At 63.3% G+C, this 16563-nt stretch carries 12 protein-coding genes and 1 pseudogene; 8 read left to right on the top strand and 5 right to left on the bottom strand.

The features are described 5' to 3' along the window. The first annotated feature begins 4 nt into the window (after positions 1 to 4). Complete coding sequence (locus tag ACMGF5_RS20820; RefSeq protein WP_115275014.1) at positions 5 to 1423, top strand: Y-family DNA polymerase; 1419 nt, start codon at positions 5 to 7, stop codon at positions 1421 to 1423. Continuing rightward, positions 1420 to 4499 (top strand): annotated as a pseudogene (locus ACMGF5_RS20825) (error-prone DNA polymerase). The gene ACMGF5_RS20820 and the pseudogene ACMGF5_RS20825 overlap by 4 nt, the downstream one beginning before the upstream one ends. A 55-nt stretch (positions 4500 to 4554) precedes the next feature. Here ACMGF5_RS20825 and ACMGF5_RS20830 read toward each other — a convergent pair. After that, positions 4555 to 5376, bottom strand: a complete 822-nt coding sequence (locus tag ACMGF5_RS20830) for an aldo/keto reductase (protein ID WP_414157149.1) — start codon at positions 5374 to 5376, stop codon at positions 4555 to 4557. After that, on the bottom strand, positions 5364 to 6269 hold the full coding sequence (locus ACMGF5_RS20835; protein ID WP_125923048.1) for a LysR family transcriptional regulator: 906 nt from the start codon (positions 6267 to 6269) through the stop codon (positions 5364 to 5366). Before ACMGF5_RS20835 ends, ACMGF5_RS20830 begins: the two co-directional genes overlap by 13 nt. Positions 6270 to 6408: 139 nt before the next feature. On the opposite strand from ACMGF5_RS20835, the gene ACMGF5_RS20840 reads away from it, so the two are divergent. The 4 genes from ACMGF5_RS20840 to ACMGF5_RS20855 all read left to right on the top strand — a co-directional run bounded on the left by ACMGF5_RS20840 (position 6409) and on the right by ACMGF5_RS20855 (position 10286). After that, the gene (locus tag ACMGF5_RS20840; RefSeq protein ID WP_046787715.1) at positions 6409 to 7107 is read left to right on the top strand and encodes a CoA transferase subunit A; all 699 of its coding nucleotides are present in this window, start codon (positions 6409 to 6411) and stop codon (positions 7105 to 7107) included. A gap of 35 nt (positions 7108 to 7142) precedes the next feature. Continuing rightward, positions 7143 to 7799 (top strand): CoA transferase subunit B, encoded by a 657-nt coding sequence (locus ACMGF5_RS20845; RefSeq protein ID WP_046787689.1) that lies wholly within the window; start codon positions 7143 to 7145, stop codon positions 7797 to 7799. 148 nt (positions 7800 to 7947) lie between these two features. Continuing rightward, positions 7948 to 9366 (top strand): short-chain fatty acid transporter, encoded by a 1419-nt coding sequence (locus tag ACMGF5_RS20850; RefSeq protein ID WP_012314293.1) that lies wholly within the window; start codon positions 7948 to 7950, stop codon positions 9364 to 9366. 143 nt (positions 9367 to 9509) lie between these two features. Further along, on the top strand, positions 9510 to 10286 hold the full coding sequence (locus tag ACMGF5_RS20855) for a helix-turn-helix domain-containing protein (RefSeq protein WP_046787688.1): 777 nt from the start codon (positions 9510 to 9512) through the stop codon (positions 10284 to 10286). Positions 10287 to 10305: 19 nt separating this feature from the next. On the opposite strand, the gene ACMGF5_RS20860 is transcribed toward ACMGF5_RS20855, so the two are convergent. Next, positions 10306 to 10887, bottom strand: a complete 582-nt coding sequence (locus ACMGF5_RS20860; protein ID WP_196998083.1) for a LysE family translocator — start codon at positions 10885 to 10887, stop codon at positions 10306 to 10308. Positions 10888 to 11144: 257 nt separating this feature from the next. Between ACMGF5_RS20860 and ACMGF5_RS20865 the strand changes: the two genes are divergently transcribed. After that, positions 11145 to 12716 (top strand): TerC family protein, encoded by a 1572-nt coding sequence (locus tag ACMGF5_RS20865; RefSeq protein WP_404602230.1) that lies wholly within the window; start codon positions 11145 to 11147, stop codon positions 12714 to 12716. Here ACMGF5_RS20865 and rarD read toward each other — a convergent pair. Further along, entirely contained in the window at positions 12679 to 13566 is an 888-nt protein-coding gene (rarD, locus tag ACMGF5_RS20870; RefSeq protein WP_115275009.1) for an EamA family transporter RarD, read from the bottom strand. The two genes, ACMGF5_RS20865 and rarD, sit on opposite strands and share 38 nt — an antisense overlap. Positions 13567 to 13598: 32 nt before the next feature. Next, positions 13599 to 15185, bottom strand: a complete 1587-nt coding sequence (locus ACMGF5_RS20875) for an EAL domain-containing protein (RefSeq protein WP_414157150.1) — start codon at positions 15183 to 15185, stop codon at positions 13599 to 13601. Positions 15186 to 15482: 297 nt separating this feature from the next. On the opposite strand from ACMGF5_RS20875, the gene hppD reads away from it, so the two are divergent. Further along, the gene (hppD, locus tag ACMGF5_RS20880) at positions 15483 to 16559 is read left to right on the top strand and encodes a 4-hydroxyphenylpyruvate dioxygenase (protein ID WP_046787683.1); all 1077 of its coding nucleotides are present in this window, start codon (positions 15483 to 15485) and stop codon (positions 16557 to 16559) included. Positions 16560 to 16563: the final 4 nt, after the last annotated feature.

Genomic DNA, 16563 nt, shown 5'->3' on the forward strand with positions numbered 1-16563 from the left:
CAACATGCTCTGGGCCTGCATCTTATTGCCACAGTTGGCGCTGGACTCGATCCTGCGTGAACGCGATGACGCCGATGCGCCACTGGTGCTGATTGGCGGGCCTGTGCAGCGGCGTGTGGTGCAAGCCGTAAACCCCGCTGCGGCGGCGCTCGGTCTGCGCGCTGGGCTAACCCTGACGGCCGCCCGCGCCTTGGCCGACGGTTTCACCTGTGTTGAAGCAGACCCGGCGCGCATCGAGCAACTGCAGCAATTGCTGGCGGCCTGGGCCTACCGCTTCAGTGCCCAGGTCAGCCTGCACTACCCGCGTGCCTTGTTGCTGGAAGTGGGCTCCAGCCTGCAACTGTTCGGCCCCTGGCCGGTATTCGAGGCGCGCCTGCGCGGGGAACTCGCAGCCCTGGGGCTGCGTCAGCGGATTGTCCTGGCCACCAACCCGGTGGCGGCGCGCATGCTTGCCAACGGCCATGACGGGCTGGCATTGAGCTGCCCGCAAGAAACCCGGGCGGCGCTTGCGCGCATGCCCATTGCGCGGGTGGGTTTACCGCAGGACGCCGCCGAAGCGTTCGCCCGCATGGGGCTGCATCAGCTCGGCCAGGTACTGGCCTTGCCGCGTGATGCATTGGCCAGGCGCTTCAGTGCCCAGGTCCAGTTGCACCTGGACCAGTTGCTGGGCCTGCGTACGCTTGGCTTGGGTTTCTATCAGCCGCCGGACCGTTTCGAAACGCGACTGGAGCTCAACTTCGACGTCGAATCGCACCAGGCGTTGCTGTTCCCGTTGCGGCGCATGCTCAACGACCTGGCCGCTTTCCTCGCCGGGCGAGACTGCGGTGTACAGCGGTTTTGCCTGTACCTGGAGCACGCCGAGGGGCCGGACACGCAACTGCAGGTCGGCTTACTGGCTGCAGAACGTGATGCGGCAATGCTCTTCGAGCTGGCGCGCGGGCGCCTGGAGCCTCTGCGCATTCCGGCACCGGTGCGTAAACTGCGCCTGGTGGCCGATGACTTGCCGGCTTTCGTGCCCCAGCACCACGCGCTGTTCGACCCACGCGCCCAGCAGGCCCAACCCTGGGAGCAACTGCGTGAGCGCTTGCGTGCCCGGCTTGGCGACGACGCGGTCAAGGGCCTGCGCGCTGAAGCCGACCACCGCCCCGAATGTGCCTGGCAGTCCGCCGAGCAAGGCGGGCAGGGCAGCCTGCCCGCCTTGCCTGGGAGCCGCCCAGGCTGGCTGTTGCCCCAGCCAATGGCACTGGACGCCAGCGTTCACAGGGTGCTGGGCCAGGCCGAGCGTATCGAGTCGGGCTGGTGGGATGGCGGTGATGTGCGCCGCGACTATTACCGCATTGAAACCCGAGAAGGCCTGCGCGGCTGGGCCTATCGCGACCTGGCCCAGCCCGGCCCCTTGTGGCTGCAGGGCTGGTTCGCATGAGCGCACCGGGCTACGCCGAACTGCATTGCCTGTCCAACTTCAGCTTCCAGCGCGGTGCATCCAGCGCCGAAGAGCTGCTGCGCCGGGCTCGGGAACAGGGTTACCAAGCCCTGGCGATTACCGATGAGTGCACCCTGGCCGGCATCGTGCGTGCCTGGCAGGCTGCCAAAGCGCAGCAGATACGCTTGATCGTCGGCAGTGAAGTGCGCCTGCACGACGGCCCGAAGCTTGTGTTGCTGGTACAGGACCTTAGTGGTTACCAGAACCTGTGCGCCTTGATTACCCGCGCCCGTCGGCGAGCGGAGAAGGGCAGCTACCAATTGTTCCGTGACGACCTGCGCGAACTGCACCAAGGGCTGCTGGCGTTATGGCTTGCCGAGGACTCCAGCGACCTGGTCACCGGCCAGTGGCTGCATGCCCTGTTCGGCGAACGCTTGTGGCTGGGTGTGCACCTGCATCGGGGCAGCGATGACCAGGCCCGCCTGGCCCGGCTGCGCGGCCTGGCTGGGCAACTGGGCATTCGCGCCGTGGCCTGCGGTGATGTACACATGCACATACGCGGCCGGCGGGCCTTGCAGGATTGCATGACCGCTATCGGCCAGCATTGCAGCGTCGCCGAGGCAGGTCGGTTTCTCTTCGCCAATGGCGAGCGTCACCTGCGTACGCTGGAGCAACTGGCCGAGCTTTATCCGCCCGACCTGCTGAGCGAAACACTCTGCATTGCCGAACGCTGTCAGTTCGACCTCGGTGAGTTGCGCTACCAGTATCCGCGTGAACTGGTGCCCGAGGGGCAAACCCCGGCCAGTTGGTTGCGCCAGCTGTGCGAGCGTGGCCTGGCGCATCGCTGGCCGTCGGGGCCGAGCGACAAGGTGCGCGCGGTGCTGGCCAAGGAGCTGGCCTTGATCGCAGAGCTTGGCTACGAAAGCTACTTTTTGACCGTGCACGATATCGTCGCCTTTGCCCGCAGCCAGCACATCCTTTGCCAGGGCCGCGGTTCGGCAGCCAACTCGGTGGTGTGTTTCGTGCTGGGTATCACCGAGCTCGACCCGATGAAGCATCGTCTGCTGTTCGAGCGTTTTCTGTCACGCGAGCGCAACGAGCCACCGGACATCGACGTCGACTTCGAGCACGATCGTCGCGAAGAAGTGATCCAGTACGTGTTCCGGCGTTATGGCCGGCACCGCGCAGCGCTCACCGCAGTGGTCAACACCTATCACGCCGCTGGCGCGGTGCGTGATGTCGCCCGTGTGCTGGGTTTGCCTGCCGATCAGGTCGATGCCCTGGCCAAGTGCTGTGGCCGCTGGAGCGATCGCATCCCGGACGAGCAACGCCTGGCCGAGGCCGGCTTCGAGCCCGGCAGCCCTTCGTTGCGGCGCATTCTGGTGCTGGCCGCGCAGCTGATAGGTTTTCCCCGTCATCTGTCTCAGCACCCAGGCGGCTTCGTCATTTCCGAGCAACCGCTGGACCACCTGGTGCCGGTCGAAAACGCCGCCATGGCTGAACGCACGGTCATCCAGTGGGACAAGGACGACCTGGACATGGTCGGCCTGCTCAAGGTCGACGTGCTCGCCCTGGGTATGCTCAGTGCCTTGCGCCGCTGTTTCGACCTGCTTCAGCAGCACCGGGGCCGGCACCTGACCCTGGCGACGATCCCCCCGAAGACCCGGCCACCTACGCGATGATCAGCCGCGCTGAGACCATGGGCGTGTTCCAGATCGAATCACGCGCTCAGATGGCCATGCTGCCGCGGCTCAAGCCCACCACCTTCTATGACCTGGTAATCGAAGTCGCGATCGTGCGCCCGGGGCCGATTCAGGGCGACATGGTCCACCCCTACTTGCGCAGGCGCTTGAAGCAGGAGCCGGTGACCTACCCATCGCTCAAGCTCAAGGAAGTCTTCGAGCGCACCTTGGGCGTGCCGCTGTTCCAGGAGCAGGTCATGGAACTGGCCATGGTGGCGGCAGACTACAGCCCCGGCGAGGCTGACCAGTTACGCCGCAGCATGGCCGCCTGGAAGCGCCATGGCGGCCTGGAGCCACACCGCGAACGGCTGGTGCAGGGCATGCTGCGCAACGGCTACGACCTTGCGTTTGCCGAGCGCATATTCGAGCAGATCAAGGGTTTTGGCAGTTATGGCTTCCCGGAATCGCACGCGGCCAGTTTCGCCTTGCTGTGCTATGCCAGCAGTTGGCTCAAATGCCATGAGCCGGCGATTTTCACCTGTGCGCTGGTCAATAGCTGGCCGATGGGCTTCTACAGCCCCGACCAACTGTTGCAGGAGGCACGCCGCCAGGGGATCGAGGTACGGCCGGTGGATGTAGGCCACAGCCAGTGGGATTGCACACTGGAGCCAGTCGCCGAGGGTGCCTTGGCCATCCGCCTGGGGTTGCGGCAGATCCGCGGTTTCGCCGAAGCCGATGCTCGGCGGCTCGAAGCGGCGAGGGCGGTCAGGCCGTGGCGCGATGTCGAGGACCTGTGCTTGCGTGCCGGCCTCGACAGCAAAGCCCGCGCCCGGCTGGCCGATGCCGGTGCGTTGCGCGCCCTGGCACATGACCGCCACCAGGCACGCTGGCAGGTCGCGGCGGTGCAGCCGCAACTGCCCCTGTTCGCCGAACTGCAGGCAACGCCCGAAGCCGCGGTGGCATTGCCTGTGCCTACTGTCGGCGAAGACCTGGTGGCCGACTACGCCACCTTGGGCACCACGCTGGGGCCCCACCCGCTGACGTTGCTGCGCCAGCGCCTTCGGGTGCTGGGCTGTCGCAGCTCGCAGGAACTGGCGGGCGTTGAGCATGGCGATGCAGTCGCCGTGGCTGGGCTGGTGGTGGGGCGGCAACGGCCACAGACCGCCAGCGGGGTGACGTTCGTGACCCTTGAGGATGAATTCGGCATGGTCAATGTGGTGGTTTGGCGCGAGCTGGCCGAGCGGCAGCGGCGCGCGCTGGTGGGGTCTCAATTGCTCAAGGTGAGTGGCCGCCTGGAACAGGCGAACGGGGTGCGGCACCTGATTGCACGGCGGTTGGAGGATGTCAGTGTGTTGCTGCAGGGGCTGGATGTGAGGAGCCGGGACTTCCATTGATTTGGCCGGCGAACGGGCTGCAAAGCAGCCGCAGTCGCCGTTGTTGGCCGAGTTGTCAGACCATTGCCAGGTGCTGTTTGCGTGTTGGCGCCGGGAATGCCCTGTCAATGGCCCGCAAGTCCTCACTGGTCAAAGTCAAGCCTGCGGCGGCCGCATTCAACCGTACGTGCTCCGGCGCCACCGCCTTGGGAATCGCTATGACCCCGTCTTCGCGCGTCACCCAGGCCAGGCAGACCTGCGCCGGGGTGGCCCCATGGCGCTCTGCAATCTCGTGCAATAGCGGATGCTGCAGCAGCTGCCCGGCCTGGGCCAACGGGCAATAAGCCATGGTCGGCAGCCCGCGTTGCCGGCTCCAGGGCAGCAGGTCGAACTCGATGCCACGCTGCATCGGGTTGTACAGCACCTGGTTGGTGGCGCAATCAGGGTTGTCCAGCTCGCGCAGGTCGTCGACATCGAAGTTGGAAACACCCCAGTGGCGAATCTTGCCCTGTTCGCGCAAGCGCTCGAACGCCTCGATGGTTTCTTCCAGCGGGTATTGGCCACGCCAGTGCAGCAGGTACAAGTCGATGACATCGGTGCCCAAGCGAGTGAGGCTGCGGTCACAGGCAGCGGGTACGCCGCGCCGGCTGGCATTGTGCGGGTACACCTTGCTGACCAGAAAGACCTGATCGCGCCGCCCGGCAATGGCCTGCCCGACCACTTCCTCGGCGCCACCTTCGGCATACATCTCGGCCGTATCGATCAGGTTCATGCCCAGGTCGATGCCTTGTTGCAGGGCGGCCACCTCGTCAGCCCTGCGTGCCGGGTCTTCGCCCATGTACCAGGTGCCCTGGCCAATGGCCGGCACATTGCAACCTGCCAGTTTCATGTAACGCATGTCACCTCCGGAGTCTGTGTGTGGGAAAGCAGTACCTCGAGCAGCGCCTGCGCTGCAGTGGAAAGTTTATGGTCGCTCAAGGCAATTACGCCGATCCGCCGTTCTACGGTGGGCGCTACCAGGGTAATGCAACGCGCGCCAAGCTCCTGCATCTGGTTGATGCACAGCGCCGGCACCGCACTCACGCCCAGCCCACTGGCGACCATGCGGCCAATGGTCGAGAGCTGGTGGCTTTCGAACGCCACCGCCAGCTTGCCGTGCAGTGCCGCCACGTTCTGCTCCAGCAGCAGGCGCACGGCCGAAGGGCGCTGCAGGGCGATGAAATCCTCGGCCAGCAACTGCGCCCAGCTGACTTCGGCCAGCTCGGCCAACGGGGAGTCGGTGGGCACCACGGCAACGAAACGGTCCAGGTACAGCGGGTGGAAGCTCAGGCCGTCTGTGTTTTCCGGTTCGAAGCCGATGCCCAGTTCGACGCGGCGGTGGCGCACCAGTTCCAGTACCTGCTCGTTGATCACGTCGTGCACCGTGACGTTGACCTTCGGGTAACGTTGGCGAAACACCTTGAGTGAGTGGGGCAGCAGGTTGCCGGCAAAAGCCGGCATGGCCGCCACCGACACCCGCCCCAATTGCAGGGTGAAACGCTGGCGCAGCATCTCCTCGGTGTCGTCCCAGTCGGCCAGCAGGCGCCGGGCCAGTGGCAGCAGTACCTCACCTTCGGCCGTCAGGCTGACGCTGCGCGTGGTACGGGTGAGCAGGGCGCCGCCAAGGTTGTCCTCCAGCGCCTTGATGGTAAGGCTCAATGCCGGTTGCGAGACATGCAGGTGTTCGCCGGCCTGGGCAAAACTCTGGTACTTGGCCACGGCGACGAAGGCGCGTAGTTGCTTGACGTTCATGGCGGGCTCACAGGTTGTTTTGAAAAAGTTATCAATCGATGACGAAAACAAAATTAACAAATCAGTCGCCAGCGGTGAAGATGCCTGCACACGCTCACCGACAGCCTCGTCGGTCAACAACTACAAAAGGCGGATCAGCATGGCCGGACTGGACAAGCGCGTAGCAACCTATGAACAGGCCCTTGAAGGCCTGACCGACAACATGACGGTACTGGCCGGCGGCTTCGGCCTGTGCGGCATCCCGGAAAACCTCATCGCCGAAATCAAGCGCCGTGGCGTCAAGGGCCTCACCGTGGTTTCCAACAACTGCGGCGTCGATGGCTTCGGCCTGGGCGTACTGCTGGAAGAGCGGCAGATCCGCAAGATGATTGCCTCCTACGTAGGCGAGAATGCCGAGTTCGAGCGCCAGTTGCTCAGTGGCGAGCTGGAAGTGGAACTGACCCCGCAAGGCACCCTTGCCGAAAAAATGCGCGCCGGCGGCGCCGGCATTCCGGCCTTCTATACCGCCACCGGCTATGGCACGCCAGTTGCCGAAGGCAAGGAAGTGCGCGAGTTCAAGGGCCGCAAATACATCCTGGAAGAATCGATCACCGGTGACTTCGCCATCGTCAAAGGCTGGAAGGCTGACCACTACGGCAACGTGGTTTACCGCAACACTGCTCAAAACTTCAACCCGCTGGCTGCCACCGCCGGCAAGATCACCGTGGTCGAAGTGGAAGAGATCGTCGAGCCAGGCGTGCTGCTGCCCAGCGAGATCCACACCCCCGGCATCTTCGTCGACCGGGTCATTGTGGGCACCTTCGAAAAACGCATCGAAAAGCGCACCGTCAAGGCCTGAGCGCCGTCCTCCAGAACAACAAAGAGATTCTCACCATGGCACTGACCCGCGAACAGATGGCACAACGCGTCGCACGTGAACTGAAGGACGGCTTTTACGTCAACCTCGGCATCGGCATCCCCACCCTGGTGGCCAACTACGTCCCTGCTGACATGGATGTGATGCTGCAGTCGGAAAATGGCCTGCTGGGCATGGGCGAATTCCCCACCGAGAGCACGATCGACGCCGACATGATCAACGCCGGCAAGCAGACCGTCACCGCCCGCCGCGGCGCCTCGATCTTCGATTCGGCACAATCGTTCGCCATGATCCGTGGCGGCCATGTCGACCTCACCGTGCTCGGGGCCTTCGAAGTGGACGTCGAGGGCAACATCGCCTCGTGGATGATCCCGGGCAAGCTGGTCAAGGGCATGGGCGGCGCCATGGACCTGGTAGCCGGGGCCGAGAACATCATCGTCACCATGACCCACGCCTCTAAGGATGGCGAGTCCAAGCTGCTGCCGCGCTGCAGCCTGCCGCTGACCGGTGCCGGCTGCATCCGCAAGGTGCTCACCGACCTGGCCTACCTGGAAATCGACAACGGCGCCTTCATCCTGCGCGAAACCGCGCCCGGGGTGAGTGTTGAAGAAATCATCGCGAAAACCGCCGGCAAGCTGATCGTGCCGGATGATGTGAAGGAAATGACCTTCTGATACACCCCCCCAGCCCTGTGGCAGCGGCGGCAGCTACGAATGCGATGGTCAATGCACCAACGCTTTCGCCGGAGCCGTCGTTGCCACAGGGTTTTGTGCGTTGTGCTTGAAACGTAGCCCCCCATAAAACCAATAAAAGGACGTTACCGTGGCCGCTGAAATCCAAGACAGCCGCTCCGCCCGCTTTGCCCTGCGTTGCTCCAACTGGGCCGAGCGCTGGTTCCCTGATTCCTGGGTGTTCGCTGCCCTGGCAGTGGTGCTGGTATGCCTCGGCGCCATGGTCATGGGCGCCAAACCTACCGATACCGCCAAGGCCTTTGGCGATGGCTTCTGGAGCCTGATCCCTTTCACCATGCAAATGGCCTTCGTGGTCATCGGCGGCTACGTGGTGGCCAGCTCACCCCCTGCCGCACGGTTGATCGACCGCCTGGCGCGGGTGCCGAAGAACGGCCGTTCGGCGGTGTGCTGGGTGGCGCTGATCTCGATGCTGGCATCCTTGCTCAACTGGGGCCTGTCCTTGGTGTTCGGTGGCCTGCTGGTGCGCGCGCTGGCACGGCGCAGTGACCTGAAGATGGACTACCGCGCCGCCGGTGCCGCTGCTTACCTGGGCCTGGGGGCGGTCTGGGCCTTGGGCCTGTCGTCTTCAGCGGCGCAGTTGCAGGCCAACCCGGCCAGCCTGCCGCCGTCCATTCTGTCGATAACCGGCGTGATCCCGTTCACCGAGACCATCTTCCTCTGGCAGTCCGGGGTGTTGCTGGCCGCGCTGGTCATCGTCTCGCTGGTGATCGCCTACGCGACCGCACCCGGCCCGAACAGTGCGCGCAGTGCCGAAGACTGCGGTGTCGACCCCAGCTTTACCGCGCCGCCCGCACCCCAGCGCACTCGCCCGGGTGAATGGCTGGAATACAGCCCGATCCTGATCCTGCTGATGGTGGCGCTGGCCGGCGGCTGGCTGTACCAGGAGTTCGCCACCAAACCGGCCATTACTGCAATCTCCGGGCTCAATACCTACAACTTGCTGTTCATCATGCTCGGTGCCTTGCTGCACTGGCGCCCACGCAGCTTCCTCGATGCCGTGGCGCGTGCGGTGCCGACCACCACCGGGGTGTTGATCCAGTTCCCGCTGTACGGCTCGATCGCCGCCATCCTCACCCAGGTGAAGGGGGTCGATGAGCAGACCCTGGCCCACCACATCTCGCTTTTCTTCACCCAGATCGCCACCCATGACACCTATGCCGTGCTCATGGGCGTGTACTCGGCGGTGCTGGGGTTCTTCATCCCCTCGGGCGGTGGCAAGTGGATCATCGAGGCGCCCTACGTGATGCTGGTGGCCAACGACCTGCAGTACCACCTGGGCTGGGCAGTGCAGATCTACAACGCCGCCGAAGCGCTGCCGAACCTGATCAACCCGTTCTACATGCTGCCGCTGCTGGGGGTGCTGGGCCTGAAGGCACGTGACCTGATCGGCTTTTCGTTCGTGCAACTGCTGGTGCATGTGCCGCTGGTGCTGGTGCTGCTGTGGGCGTTGGGTACGACCTTGCAGTACGTGCCGCCGGTGATGCCTTGAGCTGAACTTTCATAGAAGGCGCGGCTCAACACACCTTTTACGGGTGTGTATCATGGCGAGCCGGGCACGAAGCGTGGCTCTTGTCGCGCAGGCGTTAGCGTCTGAGCACAGGCCCGGCTACAGCAGCAGGTGAGGGCAGGGCGATGATCGAGGTGTCGCGGTTCTGGCGGGATTCGGCGTTGCCTTTTGTAGAAGCGAGGCGCGTTGGGGATGGGCGTCAGGTGTGCTATGCCGCCCATTCCCATGAGAGCTTTTCGCTCGGCGTGATCACCGGGGGGCGCAGCACCTACCTGAGTGGGACCAGCCAAGTCGAAGTGGGCGCTGGTACCACGGTGCTCATGAACCCCGGTGTGGTCCACACGTGCAATCCGATTGCAGGGCAGGGGTGGTCGTACCTGATGCTGTTCGTCGACATGCCGTGGCTGAAGGCGCTAGGTTTCAACTTGCCGGCGCAAACCTGCAGTACCTCGCCGGCACTGTACAGTGCCGTGCTGCAAGTGTTTGCCGACCTGTTCGACGGCAACCTGGATGACCGAGAGGCCCGGCTGGCGTGTTTTTTCAATGCACTGCCAGACTACCTGCAGGCTGCTACCGGCAAAACGCAAGCCCATCACCCGCAGCTGGAGGCGGCAGCTGCGTTCATCCGGGCCCACCGCACCGACCCGCTGACGCTGCAAGACATCTGTGCTGCCAGCGGGTTGTCCCGCTCTTATCTGATCCGTGCCTTTGCCCAGCGTTTCGGCTTGACGCCGCATGGCTACCTGCTGGATCAGCGCGTGCAGTATGCCCGCGCGCAACTGCGCACGGGGCGGGCGATTGCCGAGGTGGCACTGGAGGCAGGGTTTGCCGACCAGGCGCATCTGCAGCGTGCGTTCAAGCAACATCTGGCGGCGACGCCCGGGCATTATCGCAAGGCCTGAAGGCCCGGCTCAGCGAGCATCAAACGAGCAGATACAGCGCACTGATCACCAGCAGTAACGCCAAGCCTCGGTTGAACATCTGCAGGTAGTGCGGCTTGCGCAAGTATTGCTGAATCATGCTGCCTGCCCAAGCCCAGCTGGCCACTGACACAAAACAGATCGGCCCATAGATCCAGGTGAACAGCCACAGCATCTGCTGCTCGCCACCGGTATAGGCAGCCACGCCCGCCACCGCCGCCAGCCAGGCCTTGGGGTTCAGCCACTGCATGGCTGCGCCCTCCCAGGCCGAAGGTGCACGTTGCTGCTGCTCACCACCCAACTGGCCGTCATCACTGGCCAGCTTCCACGCCAGGTACAGCAGAAACGCCACGCCGCCCCAGTGCAGCGCCACGCCCAGCAACGGCCAGCGCAACAACAGGGCGTGCAAGCCCAGGCCCACCAGCACCAGCAGCAGGCAAAAGCCCAAGGTCGCCCCGGCAACATGCGCGAGGCTGGCGCGCAGGCCGTGACGTGCGCCGCTGCCAAGGGCGACGATGTTTACAGGGCCAGGGGATATCGATGCTGCCAGCGCAAACGCAGCCATTGAAAGGTACAGGCTCATCGGGAATGTCCGTGTGAAGGGGGTGTTTGCCATGCTGCCCAGAAGCCAAACCAAGATATTGAAGAAAAGTCCCCCAAAACTGCATACAGGTTTTGTAATAGTTTGGCGCTATCAGAATATTGTTCTGCTCTTGTAGGATCATTTTCCCTATTTTCTATCAAGGTCCCCATGAGCACCTTCGCGGAACCCCCCAGTTTTCGGCCGTCCTGGTCATCCTTTCCCCGTCTTCGTGACGCTTGCTTCGTGAGTACTCGCTAATGGAATGGCTAGCCGACCCTACGGCCTGGCTGGGCCTGTTGACGCTTATCGTCCTCGAGCTGGTACTGGGTATCGACAACCTGGTGTTCATCGCCATCCTGGCCGACAAACTGCCGCCGCATCAGCGCGATCGCGCGCGAGTGATCGGTCTGAGCCTGGCGCTGATCATGCGCCTGGGCTTGCTGGCGAGTATCTCGTGGATGGTCACCCTGACCGCGCCGTTGTTAGAGGTGTTCGGCAAGAGCTTCTCCGGCCGCGACCTGATCATGCTGTTCGGCGGTGTGTTCCTGCTGTTCAAGGCCACCATGGAATTGCATGAACGCCTCGAAGGCCATGTCACGCAGGCCAGTGGCGCGGTGCGCCATGCCGCGTTCTGGCCCATCGTGGCGCAGATCGTGGTGCTCGACGCCGTATTCTCGCTGGATGCGGTGATTACTGCCGTCGGCATGGTCGAACACCTGTCGGTGATGATGATCGCAGTGATCTTCTCGATCGGTATCATGATCGTCGCCAGCAAGCCGCTGACCCGCTTCGTCAATGCCCACCCGACGGTCATCATGCTGTGCCTGGGCTTTTTGATGATGATCGGCTTCAGCCTGACCGCCGAAGGCTTGGGCTTCCATATCCCCAAAGGCTATCTGTATGCGGCCATTGGTTTCTCGATCCTCATCGAGCTGTTCAACCAGCTTGCCCGTGCCCGCCGCAAGCAAAGCCTGCAGCAGCATCGGCCATTGCGTGAGCGTACCGCGCACGCCGTGCTGCGCTTGCTCGGCGGGCGCAGGGTGGAGGCTGACGAGGTCGGCGAGGAGATCGCTGACCTGGTCGCGGGAGGTGAAGAGCATGTGCTGTTCGACCGCCGCGAACGGGTGATGATCAGTGGGGTGCTGAACCTGGCCGAGCGGCCGATCCGCACGGTAATGACTGCCCGTACCGAAGTCGACGTCCTCGACCTGGCGCAGCCTGCTGCAACCATTACCGAGGCGTTGGCCAACTCACCTTACTCGCGCCTGCCGCTGATTCGTGACGGCCGCATCGATGAGCCGCTGGGCTTCGTGCACAAGAAGGAGCTGCTCAAGGAGCTGCTCTCGGGCAACCAGCCGGACCTGGAGCGCATGGCCCGGGCACCGCTGAACCTGCTGGAGAGCTTCAGCATTCTCAATGCGCTGGAGCAGATGCGCGGGCAGTCGACGCACATCGCCTTCGTGGTGAACGAGTTCGGTGACTTCACCGGCCTGCTGACCATGACCGATATCCTCGAGTCGATCGCCGGTGAGCTGCCTGATGCCAGCGAGGTGGAAGGCCCGGCGATCATCGAGGACGGTGACGGCTTCGTCGTCAGCGGTGCGCTGAACCTCAGCCAGGTGCAGGCGCGTACCGGCTTCAGCGCGCGTGCCACCGAAGACTATCAGACCCTTGCCGGCCTGGTGATGAGCCTGCTCGACCGCCTGCCGGTGGTCGGTGACCACCTGGCCTGGAACGGCTGGAGCATGACTGTGGTGGCGGTGGAGGAACGGCGGGTGCGCCAGGTGCGGCTCAAACCGAACGGCGACGTTGGCGCAGCAGGTGCCTGAAACCCTCAAGCACCAGCACCAGGACCGCGGCCCAGATCGGCAGGTAAGTCAGCCACTGATCCGGGCCGATGGTTTCGCCCAGCAGCAGCGCCACGCCCACCAGCAGCACCGGTTCGACATAACTGAGCAGGCCGAACAGGCTGAACGGCAGCAGTCGGCTGGCCAGCACGTAGGCGATCAGGGCTGACGCGCTGATCGCACCCAGCAGCGGAATCAGGCCGTAAAGGCCTGGGTGCGTGAGCAGGTCAGCGCTGGACAACGGCCCCTGGATGACGAAGTACAGGGCCCAGGGCAGCAACAGGCACATGTCGCACCACAAACCGCCCAGGTGGTCGGTGCGGCAGCGTCGGCGCAGCACGAAGTAGACGGGGTAGCCGACCATCACCAGCATGGTTTCCCAGGCAAAGCTGCCGTGCTGGTAAAGCTCATGCGCCACGCCCAGCGCAGCGCAGGCCACTGCCACTTTTTGCAGGCGTGACAGGCGTTCGCCGTAAACCAGGCGGCCCGTCAGCACCATCGCCAGCGGCAGCAGGAAGTAGCCCATAGAGACCTCGAGGCTGCGCCCGTGCAGGGGCGCCCAGAGGAACAGCCACAGTTGCACGCCCATCAGCCAAGAGGTGCCGACCATGCCCAGCAGCAGCACTGGGGTCTGGCGCACGCGCGCCAGCAAGTCACCGACCCGTTTCCAGTCTTTGCTGGCCAGCATGAACAGCGTCAGGCAGGGCAGCGTCAGCAGCGTGCGCCAGCCGAAGATCTCTTCGCCATCGAGCGGGGTTAGCAGGGAGGTATAGAAGTACATCACGGCGAACAGGCAGGAGGCCATGACCGAACAGAGAATGCCTTTTGACACGAATGCCTCGAATAGCGGGATGGGCGGCTGGATCAGCCGCGCATGATCTCAGGGGCCGCGTCATGCGGCAACTGTCTCACGCCGGGGCGCGTGGCCAGTGCCTGAAGAAATTGCGCGGCCGGCATTGGCCTGGCGAACAGATAGCCTTGCTGAAAATCCACGCCATAACGGGCCAGATAGTCGCGCTGCACTTCGCTTTCCACGCCTTCGGCGACGATGCCCAGGCCTCGCTTCGCCGACAGCTCGATGATGCTGTCAAGGATGTGTTGCGACAGTGCATCACCTCCGATCATTGCCACGAAGCTCTGGTCGATTTTCAGGTAGTCGACCTTGAACTGGCGCAGATAACTGAGGCTGGACTGGCCGGTGCCGAAGTCATCCAGTGCGATCATCACGCCCATTTCGTGGAGTTTTTCGAACAGTTCGAGGGTTACCCCGGTGGCCTCGATCAGTTTGCGTTCAGTCAGCTCCAGCGTCAGCACCACGCGCCCGGGGGGGAAGTGCTCGAGGAATGAGCGGCAGTCGTCGATCAGGGCGAGGTCACGGCAGTGATCGGCCGTAATGTTGATGCCGATATGGAAGCCGTCTTCCAGCAACGCAGCGTAAGGCGCCAGGCTGTGCGCCGTGTGCTGCATCAACGCACGGGTCATGTCGACGATCTGGCCACTGTGTTCGGCATAGGGAATGAACAGGTCGGGGCGCACCAGGCCCTCGTGCGGGTGGTTCCAGCGCATCAGCACTTCGGCGCCAGCCCAGCGATAATCGCCTTTGCGCACCACCGGCTGGAAGTACGGCAGGAACTCGTCAGCTTCCAGCGCACGGCGCAGTTCGGCGCGTGGTGAGTTGGCGCGGCGGATCTGCCAGCGGCATGCGCAACCTGCCGCCATGCCGAGCAACAGCAGCAAGCTGAGCAGTGCCGGGTAGCGGCTGCGCAGCACTTCGCCACGCTTGTCGGCGGCATAACCGCCGTGAACGCTGAAAGGGTAGTGCGTCGATCCGAGTGTCACGTCGCCAATGGCTGCGGTGGGCGGTAGGCCTTGATGCACCACGCCATCCTTGCCCATCCACGCCGTGCCGACACGCAATTGCAGCGCCTCGCTGGGGCCGATAAGGCGCAGTGCGGTCAGCAGATGGTCGCCATCCACGGTGGTGATGGCGCCTCGGTCGCCGTCACTGGCCCGATACACCAGCAATGGGTGCCCGGGTGTCACCGAATTGCCGTCCATCAGCCACAGCTTGCCATCGGTGTAGTCGCGGGCGTCTACCGGCTCGTCGAACTCGCCGAACAGAGAGGTGCAGTACAGCGTGTCTTGCCGGAACAGGTTGGTCGAACGCACAAAGGCGTTGCGCGTCACTTGCCCACGCAAGGCCAGTTCGACTTGCCCGCACGGGCTGCCAGCCAACGGCAGCAAGGCCTGAGCGGCACCGGAAAGGCTGTCGAGAATATGCTCGACCTGTTCGACCACTTGCCGCGTGGTGGCCTGGCTGCTGGCGCGCAGTTCGCGCTCGATTTGCCAGTTCATCACGATCAGGCCGAACGCCAGAGGCAAGATGCCAACGCCCCAGGGGAGAAGGGTGCGCCAGCTCCAGCGGGCGGGACTTTTACTGCGCAGGGGCATGTTGGCGTAATCTTTACATGAAATGACTGAGGATAGCCGTTTGTCGGCGCGGGCGGAGAACTAATGCGCGACAAAGAAATTTACGCACTGTAGAATCGGTTTACGATTACAACAATAAGGTCTTTCTTCATTGAAGGATCAACCCCACCGAGAATGGGACTATATGACAAACCAAGGGTTCAAGCTGATCATTGGTGACTTCCTCGCCAGAAGCGTGCGCGGCATCCCCTGCTCGCCGCCATTTTCGTACCACATCCCACGCACTCAATAATTTTCGCTGCAGATGAGGACACGAACATGGCTGATATCTTCGACAATCCTATGGGCCTGATGGGCTTTGAATTCATTGAACTGGCTTCGCCAACCCCTGGCGTTCTGGAGCCGGTGTTCCAGATGCTCGGTTTCACCAAGGTGGCGACACACCGCTCCAAGGACGTGCACCTTTATCGTCAAGGTGGCATCAACCTTATTCTCAATAACGAGCCGAAAAGCATCGCCTCCTACTTTGCAGCCGAGCATGGTCCGTCGGTGTGCGGTATGGCGTTCCGGGTACGCAACGCTCATGAAGCCTATGCCCGTGCCCTGGAGTTGGGCGCCCAGCCAGTCGAGATCGAAACCGGCCCGATGGAACTGCGCCTGCCGGCGATCAAGGGCATCGGCGGCGCTCCGCTGTACCTGATCGACCGCTTCGAAGAAGGCAGCTCGATCTACGACATCGATTTCAACTTCATCGAAGGCGTCGACCGCCACCCGGCGGGCGCAGGCCTGAAGATCATCGATCACCTGACCCACAACGTGTATCGCGGCCGTATGGCTTACTGGGCCGGCTTCTACGAAAAACTCTTCAACTTCCGAGAGATTCGTTACTTCGACATCAAGGGCGAGTACACCGGCCTGACCTCCAAGGCCATGACCGCTCCGGATGGCATGATCCGCATCCCGCTCAATGAAGAATCGTCCAAAGGGGCGGGGCAGATCGAAGAATTCCTGATGCAGTTCAACGGTGAGGGCATCCAGCATGTGGCCTTCCTCACCGATGACCTGCTCAAGACCTGGGATGCGCTCAAGGGCTACGGCATGCGCTTCATGACTGCGCCGCCGCAGACCTATTACGAAATGCTCGAAGAGCGCCTGCCAGGGCACGGTGAACCGGTCGACCAATTGCAGGCTCGCGGCATTCTCCTGGACGGCGCTTCCGAGGCAGGCGACAAGCGCCTGCTGCTGCAGATTTTCTCTGAAACCCTGCTCGGGCCGGTATTCTTCGAGTTCATCCAGCGCAAAGGCGATGACGGCTTTGGCGAAGGCAACTTCAAGGCGCTGTTCGAGTCGATCGAACGCGACCAGGTTCGCCGAGGCGTGCTCGACGTTCAATAAGTGA

The sequence above is a fragment of the Pseudomonas sp. BNK-15 genome (genome assembly GCF_047456105.1).
Taxonomy (GTDB): Bacteria; Pseudomonadota; Gammaproteobacteria; order Pseudomonadales; family Pseudomonadaceae; genus Aquipseudomonas; species Aquipseudomonas putida_E.